This window comes from Streptomyces sp. NPDC050535 (assembly GCF_044457665.1).
Taxonomy (GTDB): Bacteria; Actinomycetota; Actinomycetes; order Streptomycetales; family Streptomycetaceae; genus Streptomyces.
On the sequence record NZ_JBITHE010000004.1, the window covers coordinates 284,771 to 300,789 of the forward strand.

At 70.2% G+C, this 16,019-nt stretch carries 13 protein-coding genes; 3 read left to right on the forward strand and 10 right to left on the reverse strand.

Going from position 1 to position 16,019, the window contains the following annotated elements; all coding sequences use genetic code 11:
* Positions 1 to 58: 58 nt before the first annotated feature.
* The 10 genes from sigJ to ACIBLC_RS12070 all read right to left on the reverse strand — a co-directional run bounded on the left by sigJ (position 59) and on the right by ACIBLC_RS12070 (position 10,925).
* Positions 59 to 952, reverse strand: a complete 894-nt coding sequence (sigJ, locus tag ACIBLC_RS12025; RefSeq protein ID WP_399210719.1) for an RNA polymerase sigma factor SigJ — start codon at positions 950 to 952, stop codon at positions 59 to 61.
* Between the two features lie 53 nt (positions 953 to 1,005).
* A complete protein-coding gene (locus ACIBLC_RS12030) occupies positions 1,006 to 1,839 on the reverse strand; it encodes an enoyl-CoA hydratase/isomerase family protein (protein ID WP_399210720.1) in 834 nt (277 codons plus the stop codon).
* Positions 1,840 to 1,895: 56 nt separating this feature from the next.
* Positions 1,896 to 3,197, reverse strand: a complete 1,302-nt coding sequence (locus ACIBLC_RS12035; protein WP_399210721.1) for an alpha/beta fold hydrolase — start codon at positions 3,195 to 3,197, stop codon at positions 1,896 to 1,898.
* A 135-nt stretch (positions 3,198 to 3,332) separates the two neighbouring features.
* Positions 3,333 to 4,358 (reverse strand): LacI family DNA-binding transcriptional regulator, encoded by a 1,026-nt coding sequence (locus ACIBLC_RS12040; protein ID WP_399210722.1) that lies wholly within the window; start codon positions 4,356 to 4,358, stop codon positions 3,333 to 3,335.
* Positions 4,359 to 4,434: 76 nt separating this feature from the next.
* The gene (locus tag ACIBLC_RS12045; protein WP_399210723.1) at positions 4,435 to 5,859 is read right to left on the reverse strand and encodes a BNR repeat-containing protein; all 1,425 of its coding nucleotides are present in this window, start codon (positions 5,857 to 5,859) and stop codon (positions 4,435 to 4,437) included.
* A 13-nt stretch (positions 5,860 to 5,872) separates the two neighbouring features.
* The gene (locus tag ACIBLC_RS12050) at positions 5,873 to 6,193 is read right to left on the reverse strand and encodes an L-rhamnose mutarotase (RefSeq protein WP_399210724.1); all 321 of its coding nucleotides are present in this window, start codon (positions 6,191 to 6,193) and stop codon (positions 5,873 to 5,875) included.
* 36 nt (positions 6,194 to 6,229) lie between these two features.
* A complete protein-coding gene (gene rhaS / locus ACIBLC_RS12055; protein ID WP_399210726.1) occupies positions 6,230 to 7,312 on the reverse strand; it encodes a rhamnose ABC transporter substrate-binding protein in 1,083 nt (360 codons plus the stop codon).
* A 23-nt stretch (positions 7,313 to 7,335) separates the two neighbouring features.
* On the reverse strand, positions 7,336 to 8,346 hold the full coding sequence (locus tag ACIBLC_RS12060; protein WP_399210727.1) for an ABC transporter permease: 1,011 nt from the start codon (positions 8,344 to 8,346) through the stop codon (positions 7,336 to 7,338).
* Positions 8,339 to 9,379 carry an ABC transporter permease gene (locus tag ACIBLC_RS12065; RefSeq protein WP_399210728.1) on the reverse strand — a complete coding sequence of 347 codons (1,041 nt, stop codon included), beginning with the start codon at positions 9,377 to 9,379 and terminating at the stop codon, positions 8,339 to 8,341. The genes ACIBLC_RS12060 and ACIBLC_RS12065 overlap by 8 nt, the downstream gene beginning before the upstream one ends.
* Positions 9,380 to 9,407: 28 nt before the next feature.
* Positions 9,408 to 10,925, reverse strand: coding sequence for a sugar ABC transporter ATP-binding protein (locus tag ACIBLC_RS12070; RefSeq protein WP_399210729.1), 1,518 nt, complete (start codon positions 10,923 to 10,925; stop codon positions 9,408 to 9,410).
* 271 nt (positions 10,926 to 11,196) lie between these two features.
* Here ACIBLC_RS12070 and rhaI point away from each other — a divergent pair, with 271 nt between their 5' ends.
* The 3 genes from rhaI (at position 11,197) to ACIBLC_RS12085 (ending at position 15,988) form a co-directional block, all read left to right on the forward strand.
* Positions 11,197 to 12,357 carry an L-rhamnose isomerase gene (gene rhaI / locus ACIBLC_RS12075; RefSeq protein WP_399210731.1) on the forward strand — a complete coding sequence of 387 codons (1,161 nt, stop codon included), beginning with the start codon at positions 11,197 to 11,199 and terminating at the stop codon, positions 12,355 to 12,357.
* 152 nt (positions 12,358 to 12,509) lie between these two features.
* On the forward strand, positions 12,510 to 14,549 hold the full coding sequence (locus ACIBLC_RS12080; RefSeq protein ID WP_399210733.1) for a bifunctional aldolase/short-chain dehydrogenase: 2,040 nt from the start codon (positions 12,510 to 12,512) through the stop codon (positions 14,547 to 14,549).
* On the forward strand, positions 14,546 to 15,988 hold the full coding sequence (locus tag ACIBLC_RS12085; RefSeq protein ID WP_399210734.1) for a rhamnulokinase family protein: 1,443 nt from the start codon (positions 14,546 to 14,548) through the stop codon (positions 15,986 to 15,988). The genes ACIBLC_RS12080 and ACIBLC_RS12085 overlap by 4 nt, the downstream gene beginning before the upstream one ends.
* Positions 15,989 to 16,019 lie beyond the last annotated feature (31 nt).

Below are 16,019 nucleotides of genomic sequence, written 5' to 3' on the forward strand. Positions count from 1 at the left end.
CCCCGCCGATCCGACTCGGCGGGCGGCGCACCGGTCTTCGTCGCCCCCGGGCCGCCGCTCAGTCCTGGATCTTCGTGAGGCCGAGACGCGCGAGCCGGTCGGGGTCGGCCAGGATGTGCAGCGCGACGATCTTCTCCGCCTTGACGGTGAACCCCATGACCGACATCGGCCGGCCGTCGGGTGCCGTGACCAAGCCCACCGTGCCGTTGACGAGCACGAGCTCGGAGGAGAACGAGAACTGCCGGAAGAGGAGAGCCTGTTGGGCCACGGCCGCCGCGCCGCGGACCACCTTGGACGCGGCCGCGCCGCCGACCAGGGTGCCCGAGTCGGCTCGGAGCACGATGTCCGGGTCGAGGACCGGGACGAGTGCCTCGAAGTCCCCTCCGCGCGAGGCGGCGAGGAACGCCTCGACCACCCGGCGCTGCCTGCCGAGGTCGGGATCGGGAGCCGGGGCGGCCCCTCGCACCCGGCGGCGCGCACGGCTGGCGAGCCGGCGGGTCGCCGCCGAGGAGCGGCCCACCACGGTGGCGATGTCGTCGAAGGGCACGGCGAACATGTCGTGCAGCACGAACGCGAGCCGCTCGGCGGGCTCCAGCGTCTCCAGGACCACCAGGAGCGCGAGGCCCACCGAGTCGGCGAGCAGCACCTCCTGATCGGGGTCGATCCGGTCCAGGGGGCTGACGACCGGGTCGGGGACGAAGTAGGCGTCCATCGGCTCCTCACGGCGCGAGGCGCGCGAGCGCAGCATGTCCAGGCACACCCGGCCGACCACCGTCGTCAGCCAGGCGGGAAGGTTTCTGACCTCGTCGGCGTCGGTGCGGCTCAGCTTCAGCCAGGCCTCCTGGACGGCGTCGTCCGCCTCGCTCAGCGAGCCGAGCATCCGGTAGGCCACCGCCCTCAAGTGACCGCGGTTCTCCTCGAATCGGTCCGCGAGAACTTCCCTGTCGGTCATCAGGCCCCCATGCCTCCGGCGTGTGTCGATCAGCGCTGATCAGAACACGCCGGTCACTTCCCTTCGAAGCGCGGCACCCGGCGGGCGCCCTTGGCCGCGTAGCCCTCGCTCGAGTCCTCGGACGTCAGGGTGAGCGCCGCCGACATGGCGGTGCGGTCGAGCGCGGCGGCGAGACCGGCGTCCGTGTAGGCGTCGATGTCACGCTTGACGCCCTGCACGGCGAGGGGCGCGTTCGCCGCGATCTCGGCGGCGACGGCGCGGGACGACCTGTCCAACTCGCTTTTTTCAGCCACCAGTTGGACCAGGTGCAGGCGCACGGCCGTGACCGCGTCCAGCCGCCGCCCGGTCAGCGCGAGGAACTTCGCCCAGCCGGCGCCCGCCTCGCGCGCGATCCGCAGATCGCCTCCCGCGTCGACCGCGACGCCGATCTGCGCCTCCGGAAGCGCGAAGACCGCGTCGCCCGCCGCGATCCTGACGTCCGCCATCAGCGCGAGTTCGAACCCGAAGCCCAGGCAGTAGCCCTGCACCGCCGCGACGATCGGCTGCGGCAGCCGCGCGAAGGCGGCGAACCGCTCGTGTGCCCAGCGCAGACCCTCGTAGTAGTTGCGGGCGCGCTCGGAACCGGAGCGGCCGGTGATCGCACCGCCCGGCGCCGTGACATCGATCCCCGCGCAGAAGGCCCGGCCCTCGGCCCGCAACAGGACCACTCGGATCGACTCGTCGAACCTGATCCGGTCGGCGAACAGGCCGAGCTGACGGGTGGACTCCCAGCTCCAGGCGTTGAGTTTCGCCGGACGGCAGAGAGTGAGGACGCCGATGCCGTCCTCGACCTCGAGGCGCAGCCGCTCCTCACCCTCCGGGATGTCCGTACGTGTGGTGTCGATCATCCGTGCCCCCTCTGGATTCTGACGGTTCGTCAGAATCGTAGGGGACCCTCAGGCCCTCAGACCTCGTCGCGCGTGAGGGCCAGCAACCGGTCCAGGACACGCGGTCCGCCCGCCCGTACACCGTCGTGCTCGAACTCGTCGGTCACCCAGGTGCGCAGGCCCCGGATGGAGCGGGCCGTGCGCAGGGCGTGCCCGGAGTCGACGTACATGTCGTCGTGGTAGACAGCGGCGGCGACCGGCACCTCGTTGGCGGCGAGGCGGGCGGTGTCGTACAGCGGCTGCCAGTCGGTGCGGGCGGCCAGTTCCTCGGCGGTCTCGCGCAGCGGGCGCAGCGCCGGGTCGGTGTCGAAGGTCCAGGGGTGCACGGACTCGCCGGTGAACAGCAGCGGCCGGTCGCCCGCGAGGGTCTTGGCCGCGTCGAACTGCGGGAACTCGGCGCGCACCCGCTCGGCGGACCAGGCGGTGGGGCGGTCGCCCTGGGCGTAGCAGGCCTCGTGGACGAGGGCGTAGAGCGGGTGCCCGGCGAACGAGAGGAGTCCCTGCACCTCCTCCTGGAAGGCGTCGGAGAGTGCCGGACCCTGCGGAGTGCGGACGAAGGCCTGCTCCATGAGGTAGTGGAGGCGGTGGCTGCCGTCGCTGCCGCCGAGGAGGATGCCGAGCGACTGAAAGGCCTCGGCGGTCAGGCGGTAGCCGCCGGGCAGGACCGGCTCGTGCTGGAGGAGGTGGTCCACGATCCGGCGGGCCCGCTCGACGTCCTGCGGGTAACGCGCGTAGTGTGCGGCGACTTTGCGCTCGATACGTGGATACGCGGCCCGGTAGACGTCGTCCGCGTGGCCGTCCAGGGTCGGCAGTCCGCCGGTGATCAGGGCGGCGCTCAGGCCCTCGGGCGCGGTGGACAGGTAGTGCACCGCGCAGAAGCCGCCGAAGCTCTGGCCGAGGACGGTCCAGGGGGCGCCGCCGGTGAGCCCGGGCCGGATGGCCTCGCAGTCGCGGACGATGGAGTCGGCGCGGAAGTGCGCGAGATAGTCCGCCTGTTCGCGCGGGCCACCGCGCAGGGGCAGGGTCTGCCGGTTGGCGGGGGTGGAGTGACCGGTGCCGCGTTGGTCGAGGAGCAGGACCCGGAAGTCCTTCAGAGCTCGGCCGAGCCAGGCCTGCTTGCCGACGAAACGATTCGCCCCGAATCCGGGACCACCCTGGAGATAGACCAGCCACGGCAGGTCCTGGCCTGCCTTGTCGCTCGCGACGACCTCGCGGGCGAACAGCTCGATGCTCTCCCCCGCCGGGTCGGCGTGATCGAGGGGCACGGAGAAGTGTCGGTCGGTGAGGACGACACCGGGCTGGCGGTAGCTGACGTTCAACAGAGCTCCCGAGACGTACGGTTTCCAGACTGCGTCCCAGTTGAGCACATGTTGCCCGAGCTGCCGAGGCCGGGGATCAAGAAATCCTACTGAACACCGGCTCAGCGCGGAGGTCGGCGGAAACTGAACGGTCGATCAGCGCGGGGACAGGCTGGAGCGGCGCACCACCAGCTCCGGCTGGAGCACCACCCGCCGGTGTTCGTGCGGTGTGAGCGCGGTCTCCGCCTCGGTCTCCTCCAGAAGAAGCTCCGCGGCGAGGGCCCCCATGGGCACCGCGGGCTGGCGTACGGAGGTGAGCGGGACGGCCGCGGCGGCGGCGAACTCGATGTCGTCGTATCCGACGATCGCGAGGTCGTCGGGGACGCCGACGCCGGCCGCGAACATGGCCTGAAGCACACCGAGCGCCAGCAGGTCGTTGGCGCAGAAGACGGCGGTCGGGCGGACCGCCAACCCCAGGAGCCGGGCCCCGGCGTCACGCCCGGCGGCCACGTCGAGCCGCTCGGTGGGCAGCTCGCGCAGGGCCTCGGGGCCGAGCCCCGCCTCGGACAGGGCGTTCAGTGCGCCCGTCCGGCGGTCCCTGACCTGGTTGAGGCCGGGAGGTCCGCTGACGTACGCGATGGAGCGATGGCCGGCGTCCACGAGATGCCGTACGGCCAGCGCGCCGCCCGCCACGTCGTCGACCGAGACCGAGCACTCCGTGGTGCCCTCGGCGACCCGGTCGACCAGCACGAACGGAATGCCGTTGCGGCGGAAGGCGGCGATGTTACGGCCGCTCGCGTCGGTGGGCGTGAGCAGCACGCCGCGCACCCGCTGCTCGGCGAAGAGGGAGAGGTACTCGGCCTCCTCGCTCGCGCTCTGCGCGCTGTTGCAGACCATCACCCCGAGCCCGGCGTCGCGCGCGGCACGCTCGGCGCCGCGCGCGACGTCCACGAAGAACGGGTTGCCCATGTCGAGGACGAGCAGGCCCATGATCCGGCTGCGGCCGGCCCGGAGCTGACGCGCCGACTCGCTGCGGACATAGCCGAGCCGGTCGATCGCGGACAGCACACGGGCGCGGGTCTCGGTGGCGACCGAGTCCGGACGGTTGATGACGTTCGAGACCGTTCCGACGGAGACTCCGGCGGCACGGGCGACGTCCTTGATACCCACCGACTGTGCCATCAGGCGGGGACCTCCAGAGACACGAGAAGCGGCGGGCGGACCCTCACATTACCCGCGGGTCCGCCGAAAGCGGTGGTCACGCGGGGAGCCGGAAATCGACGACGCGCAGTGGTGAGGGCGTCGTACCGCTCGACTTCTCCTGGTACATGACCGACAGGATCCCATCCTGCGGGACGCGCGTCTCGTCGATCACGACCTCGCCGAACGCGTTCAGGCCGCTGCCGTCGTACAGGAGCGCCCAGTCGGTGTGTCCGGAGGCCTTCGAGGCCCCCGCGATCCGGCCGAACGGAAGTACCGCGTAGGCGTTGTCGTACTTGTCGAGGACCAGCCTGGTGCGCTGGCTGGAGTTGAGGGCGATCGGGATCTCCGTCTTGGTCCAGGTGCCCGAGGAGTTCTTGCGGACGTGGAAGGCGCGGCCGTTGGCCGTCCGGTCGGTGACGTAGTCGGTGGTGCACTGGCCGAAGCGGCCGGGGACATAGCTGATGATCGCGTGCGGCAGCCCGGTGGAGTCGGTGGCCTGGCTCTCCTGGTTCATCAGGGAGTGGTCGGGGTTGAGGGCATCGACGACGAGTCCGGCGTCCGTGACGGCGACCTTGTCGGAGCCGCCGGTGGTGCCGACAAGGGTGCCCGCGTTGTTGCGCCAGGTGCGGCCGCGGTCGGTCGAGTAGACGTAGCCCGTGTCGTGGTTGGTGATGCCGCCGCCGCTGCACATCACCGAACCGGACTGTTCCCGCCAGGTGAAGAAGGAGTGCAGCCGGCCGGCCGCGTCGTAGTCGATGCCGTGCAGGTACATGTTGCGGACGGTGCTTGAGCCGTGCTCGCTGGTGTAGGTGCCGGTGGAACTGGTCCACTCGCCGAGCGCGGTCCAGGTGGAACCGTCGTACTCGGCAAGGGCGTTGCGGCCGTTCCCGGAGACGCCGGCCCGGTAGCTGAGCTGGAGCCGGCCCTCCGGTGTCGAGATGAACTGCGGGTAGGTGAACTGGGTCGTGAGCGCGAGTCCGTCGAGCGTCGTCTGTACGGCGCCGAAGACCGCTGAACTCCACGCCGTCGAGGCCGCGTTGTCGAGCAGCCCCGCCACGGACTTCACGTAGAAGAAACCGTCGCTGTGCGAGTCCATGTTGAGGTGCAGCCGGCCGTCGGTCCTGGACACGCCCATGGAGATGACGTTGTGCGAGTCGGAGCTCTTGAGCTTGTGCGCGAGAGTGACCTTCGACCAGCTCGTCGCACCGAGCGCCCGGCGGCCGACGACGGCGCTGCGGTCGGTGGTGTACCAGACGGCGTACTGGTAGCCCTTGTACGTCAACAGGCCGTTCTTTTGGAACGAGTTGTTGTTGACCAGGCCGTCGTAGGAGACGAAGAACACGGCCTGGGCGTCGAGTTGGGTATTCCCGGCCAGGGTGACCGACGGGCCGGGGACGGCCGCGCCCGCCGTACCGGCCGCCAGTCCGGGGCCTGCCACCGAGCCCAGCAGGGCGGTCGCGAGCAGTGTGCGTCGTCTCATGCGGAGCTCCTGGTCAGGCTAGGTGGAAGACTTCGGTGAGGGGCTTCATGGCCTCGTCGGGCCGGGCGCCGTCCAGCGATTCGAAGAACGGCGCCATCTCCGCCTGCCAACGGGCGTTGACTCCGGTGGCCTCCATGCCTGCCTGGGCCGCGGCGAAGTCCTCGGTCTCCAGGTAGCCGACCAGCAGGCCGTCTTCACGAAGGAAGAGCGTGTAGTTGTGCCAGCCGGTGGCCGAGAGTGCTTCGAGCATCTCGGGCCACACGGCGGCATGCCGCTCGCGGTACTCCTCGAGGCGGTCCGCACGGACCTTGAGAAGGAAACAGACGCGCCGCATGGAGTACCGCTCCCGTACTAGAAGTCGAGTCCTGTCCTAGAAGTCGAACTGGTCGATGTTCTTGGCGGTGAAGACCGTCGGCTTGCCGAGGTTGATCACGCTGTCCTTGCCGATGGTGAACTCGCCCATGGCACCGGCCTTGAAGGTCTCGCCCTCCTTGCCGGTGATCTGCCCCGAGGACAGCGCCACGGCGGTCCGCGCGGCCAGCTCGCCGAGCTTCGCCGGGTCCCACAGCTCGAAGCCCTCGACGGTGCCGTTCTTGACGTACTTGCGCATGTCGTTGGGGGTGCCGAGGCCGGTCAGCTTGACCTTGCCCTTGTACTTGGAGCCCGACAGGTACTGGGCGGCGGCCTTGATGCCGACGGTGGTCGGCGAGATGATCCCCTTCAGGTTCGGGTACTCCTGGAGGAGACCCTGGGTCTGCTGGAAGGACTGCTGGGCGTCGTCGTTGCCGTACGCGACCTTCACCAGCTTGATGTCCTTGTACTTGGGGTCCTTCAGCTCGTCCTTCATGAAGTCGATCCAGGTGTTCTGGTTCGTCGCCGTCTGCGCGGCGGAGAGGATCGCGATCTCGCCCTTGTAGCCGATCTGTTCGGCGAGCAGCTGCACCTCGGTGCGGCCCAGGTCCTCGGCGCTGGCCTGTGAGACGAAGACGTTGCGGCAGTCCGTCTTGGTGTCGGAGTCGTAGGTGACGACCTTGATGTCGTTCTTCATGGCCTGCTTGAGGGCGGTGCACAGCGCGCCCGGATCCTGCGCGGAGACGGCCATCGCGTCGACCTGCTGCTGGGTGAGCGTGTTGACGTAACTCACCTGGCCGCTCGTGTCGGTGGCGCTGCTCGGGCCGACCTCCTTGTAGCTGGAGCCCAGTTCCTTCAGAGCCGCCTCGCCGCCCTTGTCGGCGGAGGTGAAGTACGGGTTGTTGACCGCCTTGGGCAGGAACCCGACGGTCAGCCCCTTCTTCAGGGCCGCGTTCGGGTCGGCCGTGCCGGCCGCGGCGGCCGAGCCGGTCTCCTTGCTGACGTCCTTCTTGGTGGTGCCACCGCACGCGGTGACGGCCAGGGCGAGCGACGTGACGGCGGCGAGGGCCATACCGGTACGGCGGAGCGAAGACTTGCGCATGACATACGTCCTTTGAGGGTGGGTTACGAGGTCAATGTCGAGGCGGCTCTGCGGCCCGCCCTCGCTACGGAGATCTGGCGCGCGACCCGCGGGCCGAGCACGGAGACGACCAGCAGGACGCCGGTGACGACGATCTGCGACTGCGCGGAGACATTCAGGAGGCTCATCACGTTCTGCAGCGCGCCGAGGAGGAAGACTCCCGCGATCGCGCCGCCGAGCGTGCCCTTGCCGCCGTCGAAGTCGATGCCGCCGAGCAACACGGCGGCGACGACGGAGAGTTCGAGACCGGTGGCGTTGTCGAAGCGGGCGCTGGCGTAGTGCAGCGCCCAGAAGATGCCGGTGAGCGAGGCCATGAAGCCGGTGGCGACGAACAGCAGCAGCTTCTGCCGCCTGACGCGGATGCCCGCGAACCTGGCGGCCTCCTCGTTCGCGCCGACCGCGAACGCGGACCGCCCGAACGGGGTGGCGTGCAGCACGACCACGGCGATCGCGAGCAGCACCAGGAAGGGCAGGAGCGCGTACGGGATGAAGGTGTCCCCGATGCGTCCGGCGGCGAAGTCCAGGTACTGGGTGGGGAAGTCGGTCACCGCGTCCGAGCCGAGCACGATCTGCGCGATGCCCCGGTAGGCGGCGAGCGTACCGATGGTGACGGCCAGGGACGGCAGTCCGAGCCGCGTCACCAGCAGACCGTTGATCAGCCCGCACACCACACCCAGGAGCAGGCACAGCGGGATGATCATCTCGATGGTCAGGCCCTCGTTCCACAGGGCGCCCATCACCGCGCCGGACAGACCCGCCGTGGAGGCGACCGAGAGGTCGATCTCCCCGGCCACCACCAGCAGGGTCATCGGCAGGGCGATCAGTGCGATGGGCAGTGTGTTGCCGATCAGGAACGACAGGTTGAGCGCGTTGCCGAAGCCGTCGACGAACCCGAAGGAGAACAGCACGACGACGATGAGGAGCGCGCCTACGGCTGTATCCCACCTTTTCAAGGCGGACCAGCGGACAGCGCGCGTGAGAGCGGAGTCAGCCATGGCGGGCGTTCCTCTTCTTCAGGGCGGTCGCCACTCGCAGGGCGACGATCCGGTCGACCGCGATGGCGAGGATGAGCAGGATGCCGTTGATGGCGAGCACCCAGACGGAGCTGACGCCGAGGGCGGGCAGCACGCTGTTGATGGAGGTGAGGAGCAGCGCGCCGAGCGCGGCTCCGTAGACGCTGCCGGAGCCGCCGGTGAAGACGACACCGCCCACCACGACCGCGCTGACGACGGTGAGCTCGTAGCCGTTGCCCGTGCCGGAGTCCACGTTGCCGAACCGGGCCAGGTACAGGGCGCCCGCCAGGCCAGCGAGGCCTCCGCAGACGACGTACGCGGTCAGGATCCGCTTGCGGACGGGGATGCCGGCGAGCCGGGCCGCCTCCGGGTTGGAGCCGAGCGCGTACAGCTCGCGTCCACTGCCGAAGTGCTTGAGGTAGTACGCGGTCACCACCACGACCACCACCGCGATCAGCGCGAGATAGGGCACCGCCGAGATGCCGTTGGAGCCGAAGTCGATGAAGGAGTCCGGCAGGTTGGCCGCGGTGATCTGACGGGAGCCGACCCAGATGGAGTCGATGCCGCGGATGATGTAGAGCGTGCCGAGGGTGACCACCAGCGCGGGCACCTGGCCGAGGCTGACGAGCAGCCCGTTCACCAGGCCCCAGCCGATGCCGAGCAGGATCGCCAGGACGACGGCGATGACGGGGTTTCCGCCGCCCTGGAGGTAGATGCCGGCCGCGAAGGCGCTGATACCGAGCGTCGAGCCGACCGACAGGTCGACGTTGCGGGTGATCACGACCAGCGACTGGCCGGTGGCGACGAGCACCAGGATGGTCGCGTTCAGGAGCAGGTCCTTGATGCCCTGCTCGGAGAGGAACTCGCTGTTGCCCAGCTGGGTGATCACGATCATCACCAGGAAGACGGCCAGGATGGCGAGTTCCCGCATCTTGAAGACGCGGTCCGCCAGCCGGGTGCCGCTCGACTTGGGCACCTCGGCGGCGGGGGCGGGGTTGGGCGCGGTCACCGTCATGCGGCTGCCCTCCGTGTGATGGTCGTCGTCATGCGGCGGCCCTCCCGGTGGCTGCGGCCATCACGGACTCCTCGGTGGCCTCGGATCGTGGGATCTCCGCGGTGAGCCGCCCCTCGTGCATCACGAGGACGCGGTCGGCCATGCCGAGGATCTCGGGCAGGTCGGAGGAGATCATCAGGACGGCCACCCCGTCGCGGGCCAGTTCGCCGAGGAGCCGGTGCACCTCGGCCTTGGTACCGACGTCGATGCCTCGGGTCGGCTCGTCGACGATCAGCACCTTCGGGCCGGTGGCCAGCCACTTGGCGAGGACGACCTTCTGCTGGTTGCCGCCGGAGAGTGTGGACACCGCGTCGGCGATCCGGGCGTACTTCACCTGGAGCCTGACCGCCCAGTCCAGCGAGCGGCTGCGCTCGGCGCCCCGGTCCACGAACCCGGCCCTGACGCTCGTGCGCAGGCCGGTCAGGCCGATGTTGCGCTCGATGGACATGTCCATCACCAGGCCCTGGGCGCGCCGGTCCTCGGGGACGAGGGCCAGCCCCGCGGCCATGGCCATGGACGGCGCCCCGTTCGTCAGCGCCTTGCCGTCGACGGCCACCTCACCGCCGTCCCACCGGTCGACGCCGAACACGGCACGGGCGACCTCGGTGCGGCCGGCGCCGACGAGTCCGGCGAGGCCGACGATCTCGCCGCGCCGGACGTCGAACGACACATCGGTGAAGACGCCCTCGCGGGTGAGCCGGCGTACGCTCAGCGCCACCTCGCCCGCTTCGACGTCCTGCTTGGGATAGAGCTCGTCGAGGTCCCGGCCGACCATCCGGCGTACCAGATCGTCCTCGGTCATGCCCTCCAGCGGTTCGCTGGAGATCAGGGCGCCGTCCCGCAGGGTGGTCACCCGCTGACAGATCTGGAAGATCTCCTCCAGCCGGTGCGAGATGAACAGCACGGCCGAACCCTGCTCGCGCAGGGTGCGGACCACGCCGAACAGACGTGCCACCTCGCTGCCGGTGAGGGCCGCGGTCGGCTCGTCCATGATCAGGACGCGGGCGTCGAAGGAGAGGGCCTTGGCGATCTCGACGATCTGCTGGTCGGCGATGGACAGGCCGCGCGCGGGGCGCTCGGGGTCGAGTTCGACGCCGAGGCGCTTCATCAGGGCCAGGGTCGCGGTGTGCGTGGCCTTGTGGTCGATGCGGCCGAGGGAGCGCCGGGGGCGGCGGCCCATGAAGATGTTCTCGGCGATCGAGAGGTCGGGGAAGAGCGTGGGTTCCTGGTAGATCACCGCGATGCCCGCGTCCCGGGCGTCGGCGGGACCGTGGAAGAGGGTGGGCTCGCCGTCGAGCAGCACCCGACCGGCGTCCGGTCGGTGCACGCCGGCGAGCGTCTTGATGAGGGTCGACTTGCCCGCGCCGTTCTCGCCGGCGAGTGCGTGCACTTCGCCGGGGAACAGTTCCAGGGACACGTCCCGCAGGGCGCGTACCGCGCCGAAGGACTTCGAGATGTCCTCGAGCGCCAGCACGGGGGCCGGACCCGCGTCGGACCGGTGGGTCATGGAAGCTCCTCAACGACGCGGGCGGAGAGGCCTCACGACGTCGTGAAAGGTTTCAACTAGGTTGCCGGGACGTTAGACATGTAGCCCAGGTCACGTCAATGGGTGCGGATCGAAATTTTCGATATCCAGCGGTCACAAGAGAGTCACGGGCAAGAGTCCCCGCCAGAAGGGTTGACAGCCCTTCTGGAGGCTCATAGCTTCGCTCTCTGAATCGTTTCAGACTGATGCGTTCCAGGCCGTCTTCAAGACCCGATGTCACAGGAGCCCCGAAGTGACCGAGCTCGCCGCGGTGAAAGCCGCTCTCAAGACCCAGGCAGTAGAGACGCCGTCGTGGGCGTACGGGAACTCGGGAACGCGTTTCAAGGTGTTCGCGCAGCCCGGCGTGCCGCGCGACGCACGCGAGAAGCTGGACGACGCGGCGAAGGTGCACGAGTTCACCGGGGCGGCACCGACCGTCGCGCTGCACATCCCCTGGGACAGGGTCGACGACTACGCAGCCCTGGCGAAGCACGCGCAGGAGCGCGGTCTGAAGCTGGGCACGATCAACTCCAACACCTTCCAGGACGACGACTACCGGCTCGGCAGCATCTGCCACCCGGACGCGGTGGTGCGCCGCAAGGCTCTTGACCATCTGTTCGAGTGCGTCGACATCATGGACGCGACGGGTTCCAAGGACCTGAAGCTGTGGTTCGCCGACGGCACGAACTATCCGGGCCAGGACGACATCCGCGAGCGTCAGGACCGGCTCGCGGAGGGCCTGGCGAAGGTGTACGAGCGGATCGGCGACGACCAGCGGCTGCTGCTCGAGTACAAGCTCTTCGAGCCCGCTTTCTACACGACGGACGTGCCGGACTGGGGCACCGCGTACGCGCACTGCCTCAAGCTCGGCGACAGGGCACAGGTCGTGGTGGACACCGGGCACCACGCGCCCGGCACCAACATCGAGTTCATCGTCGCCACGCTGCTGCGCGAGGGGAAGCTCGGCGGCTTCGACTTCAACTCCCGCTTCTACGCGGACGACGACCTGATGGTGGGCGCCGCCGACCCCTTCCAGCTCTTCCGGATCATGTACGAGGTGATCCGCGGCGGCGGCTTCACGCCGGACATCGCGTTCATGCTCGACCAGTGCCACAACATCGAGGCGAAGATCCCGGCGATCATCCGTTCGGTGATGAACGTCCAGGAGGCGACGGCCAAGGCGCTCCTCGTCGACCGTGACGCGCTCGGCGAGGCACAGCGTTCCGGGGACGTGCTGGCCGCCAACGCCGTGCTGATGGACGCGTACAACACCGACGTGCGGCCGCTGCTGGCGACCGTGCGGGAGGAGCTGGGCCTCGACCCCGACCCGGTCGCCGCGTACGCCCGTTCCGGCTGGCAGCAGAAGATCGCCGCGGAGCGGGTGGGCGGGCAGCAGGCAGGCTGGGGAGCGTAGTCGCCGCGCTGCGTCTGCCGGGTTCCGCCGGTGGGCGAGTGCGGGTCGTCTGTGGCTGGTCGCGCCCACGCGGCGGAGCCGCACAATGTCTGGCCTCGCGCCCCTGGAGGGGGCGCCTCGTGTACGTACGTTTTCCTGTGAAGGACTGAATCATGGCAATCCATTCCGAAGCCGCCGCTCTGCTGGCTCGGTCCCGTCGGCTCGGGGCGGACCCCCGGAACACCAACTACGCGGGGGGCAACACCTCCGCGAAGGGCACCGACACCGATCCGGTGACCGGGGGTGACGTCGAGCTGATGTGGGTCAAGGGGTCCGGCGGCGACCTCGGCACCCTCACCGAGGGCGGGCTCGCCGTGCTGCGGCTGGACCGGCTGCACGCGCTGAAGGGCGTCTACCCGGGCGTGGAGCGCGAGGACGAGATGGTCGCCGCGTTCGACTACTGCCTGCACGGCAAGGGCGGCGCGGCCCCGTCCATCGACACCGCCATGCACGGCCTGGTGGACGCGCCGCACGTCGACCACCTGCACCCCGACTCGGGCATCGCGCTGGCATGCGCCGCCGACGGTGAGAAGCTGACCGCCGAGTGCTTCGGGGACAGCGTGGTGTGGGTGCCGTGGCGCCGGCCCGGTTTCCAGCTCGGCCTGGACATCGCGGCGGTCAAGGAGGCCAACCCGCAGGCGATCGGCTGCGTCCTGGGCGGCCACGGCATCACCGCGTGGGGTGCCACGGCCGAGGAGTGCGAGGCCAACTCGCTGCACATCATCCGGACCGCCGAGGCCTTCCTCGCCGAGCGCGGGAAGGCCGAGCCGTTCGGCCCGGTGCTAGACGGCTACGAAGCACTCGACGCGCCGGAGCGCCGGGCGCGGGCCGCCGCCCTCGCCCCGTACGTCAGGGCGATCGCCTCCCAGGACAAGCCGCAGGTCGGTCACTTCAACGACTCCGCGGAGGTGCTGGACTTCGTCTCCCGCGCCGAGCACCCGCGGCTCGCCGCCCTCGGCACCTCCTGCCCGGACCACTTCCTCCGTACCAAGGTCAGGCCGCTGGTCCTGGACCTGCCCCCGGCCGCGTCGGTCGAGGACGCGGTCGCCCGCCTGGTCGAACTGCATGCCGGGTACCGCGAGGAGTACGCCGCCTACTACACCCGGCACGCCGACGCCGGCTCCCCCGCGATGCGCGGCGCGGACCCGGCGATCGTCCTGGTCCCCGGTGTCGGCATGTTCAGCTTCGGCAAGGACAAGCAGACCGCGCGGGTGGCCGGCGAGTTCTACGTCAACGCGATCAACGTGATGCGCGGGGCGGAGGCCGTGTCGTCGTACGCGCCGATCGAGGAGTCGGAGAAGTTCCGCATCGAGTACTGGGCGCTGGAGGAGGCCAAGCTCCAGCGGATGCCGAAGCCCAAGCCGCTCGCCACCCGGGTGGCGCTGGTGACGGGGGCCGGCAGCGGGATCGGCAAGGCGATCGCCCACCGGCTGGCAGCCGAGGGCGCCTGTGTCGTGGTCGCGGACCTCAACGCGGAGGGGGCGGCCGAGGTCGCCGCCGAGCTGGGCGGTCCCGACAAGGCCGTCGCCGTGACCGTCGACGTGACCTCGGAGGAGCAGATCGCCGGGGCCTTCGAGGCGGCGGTACTCGCGTTCGGCGGCGTCGACCTCGTCGTCAACAACGCCGGTATCTCCATCTCCAAGCCGCTCCTGGAGACCACCGCGAAGGACTGGGACCTCCAGCACGACATCATGGCCCGCGGCTCCTTCCTCGTCTCGCGCGAGGCGGCCCGCGTGATGAGCAGGCAGGGCCTGGGCGGCGACATCATCTACATCGCCTCCAAGAACGCGGTCTTCGCCGGCCCCAACAACATCGCCTACTCCGCGACCAAGGCCGACCAGGCCCATCAAGTACGACTGCTGGCTGCCGAGTTGGGCGAGCACGGGATCCGGGTCAACGGAGTCAACCCGGACGGCGTGGTGCGCGGCTCGGGGATCTTCGCGGCCGGCTGGGGCGCACAGCGCGCGGCGACGTACGGCATCGAGGAGGAGAAGCTCGGCGAGTTCTACGCGCAGCGGACCATCCTCAAGCGCGAGGTGCTCCCCGAGCACGTCGCGAACGCCGTGTTCGCCCTGACCGGCGGCGAGTTGACGCACACCACGGGGCTGCACATCCCGGTCGACGCCGGCGTCGCAGCCGCGTTCCTGCGATGACGGCGTCCTTCGCGGCGGTCGACCTCGGCGCGTCCAGCGGGCGCGTCATGGTCGGCCGCGTGGGGCCCGACTCGCTGGACCTCGCCGAGGCGCACCGCTTCCCGAACCGGCCGGTCCGGGTCCCCGAAGGGCTGCGCTGGGACATCCTCGCGCTGTACGCGGGCGTCCTGGAAGGCCTGCGGGCCGCAGGGCAGGTCGACTCGGTGGGCATCGACAGCTGGGCGGTCGACTACGGCCTGCTGGACGCGGACGGGGCGCTGCTCGGCAACCCCGTGCACTACCGCGACGGGCGCACCGAGGGTGTCGCGGAGAAGGTGTGGGCGAAGGTGCCCGCATCCGACCTGTACGCGGTGACAGGGCTCCAGTACGCGCCCTTCAACACCCTGTACCAGTTGACGGCGGCCCGCTCCTCCCCGCAACTCGCCTCCGCGCGGCGCCTGTTGCTCATCCCCGACCTGTTGGCGTACTGGCTCACCGGCGAGGCGGGCACCGAACTCACCAACGCCTCCACCACCCAGCTCATCGATCCCCGGACGTGCGACTGGTCCCGCGACCTCGCGGCGCGACTGGGTATCGACCTCGGACTGTTCGCGCCGTTGCGCCGGCCCGGCGACCCTGCGGGGACGCTCCAGCCGCACGTCCTGGAGGAGACCGGGCTGACCGGCCCGGTCCCGGTGACCACGGTCGGTTCGCACGACACCGCCTCGGCGGTGGCCGCGGTGCCCGCCACCGGCGAGCGCTTCGCGTACATCTGCACCGGCACCTGGTCCCTCGCCGGTCTGGAACTGGACGCGCCCGTGCTCACCGAGGCGAGCCGGGCGGCCAACTTCACCAACGAACTGGGCCTGGACGGCACGGTCCGCTATCTGCGGAACATCATGGGGCTCTGGCTGCTCCAGGAGTGCCTGCGCGAATGGGGCGACCCCGACCTGGGCGAACTGCTGCTCGCGGCAGCCGAGGTGACGCCGTTGCGCTCCGTCGTGGACGCGGGCGACCCGGCGTTCCTGGCGCCGGGCCGGATGCCGTCGCGGATCGCCGACGCCTGCCGGGAGTCGGGCCAGCCGGTGCCCGGGACCCGCGCCGAGGTCACCCGCTGCATCCTCGACTCCCTGGCGCTGGCCCACCGTCGGGCGATCAGGGAGGCCCAGTCCCTCGCCGACCACCCGGTCGACGTCGTGCACATCGTCGGCGGCGGCGCCCGCAACGAGCTGCTGTGCCGGCTGACCGCCGACGCCTGCGGCCTGCCCGTGGTGGCCGGCCCGGCGGAGGCGGCGGCACTGGGCAACGTCCTCGTGCAGGCCCGCGCGCACGGACTCGTCGGCGACCGGGCGTCCATGCGGCGGCTCCTGGCCCGTACACAGCCGTTGCGGCGGTACGAGCCGAGCGGTGACACCGGGGCCTGGCGCGCCGCGGAGGAACGGCTGCTCACCTGCCCGTGAAAGAGGCCTCCCGTGTCACGCGCCTGCCGCG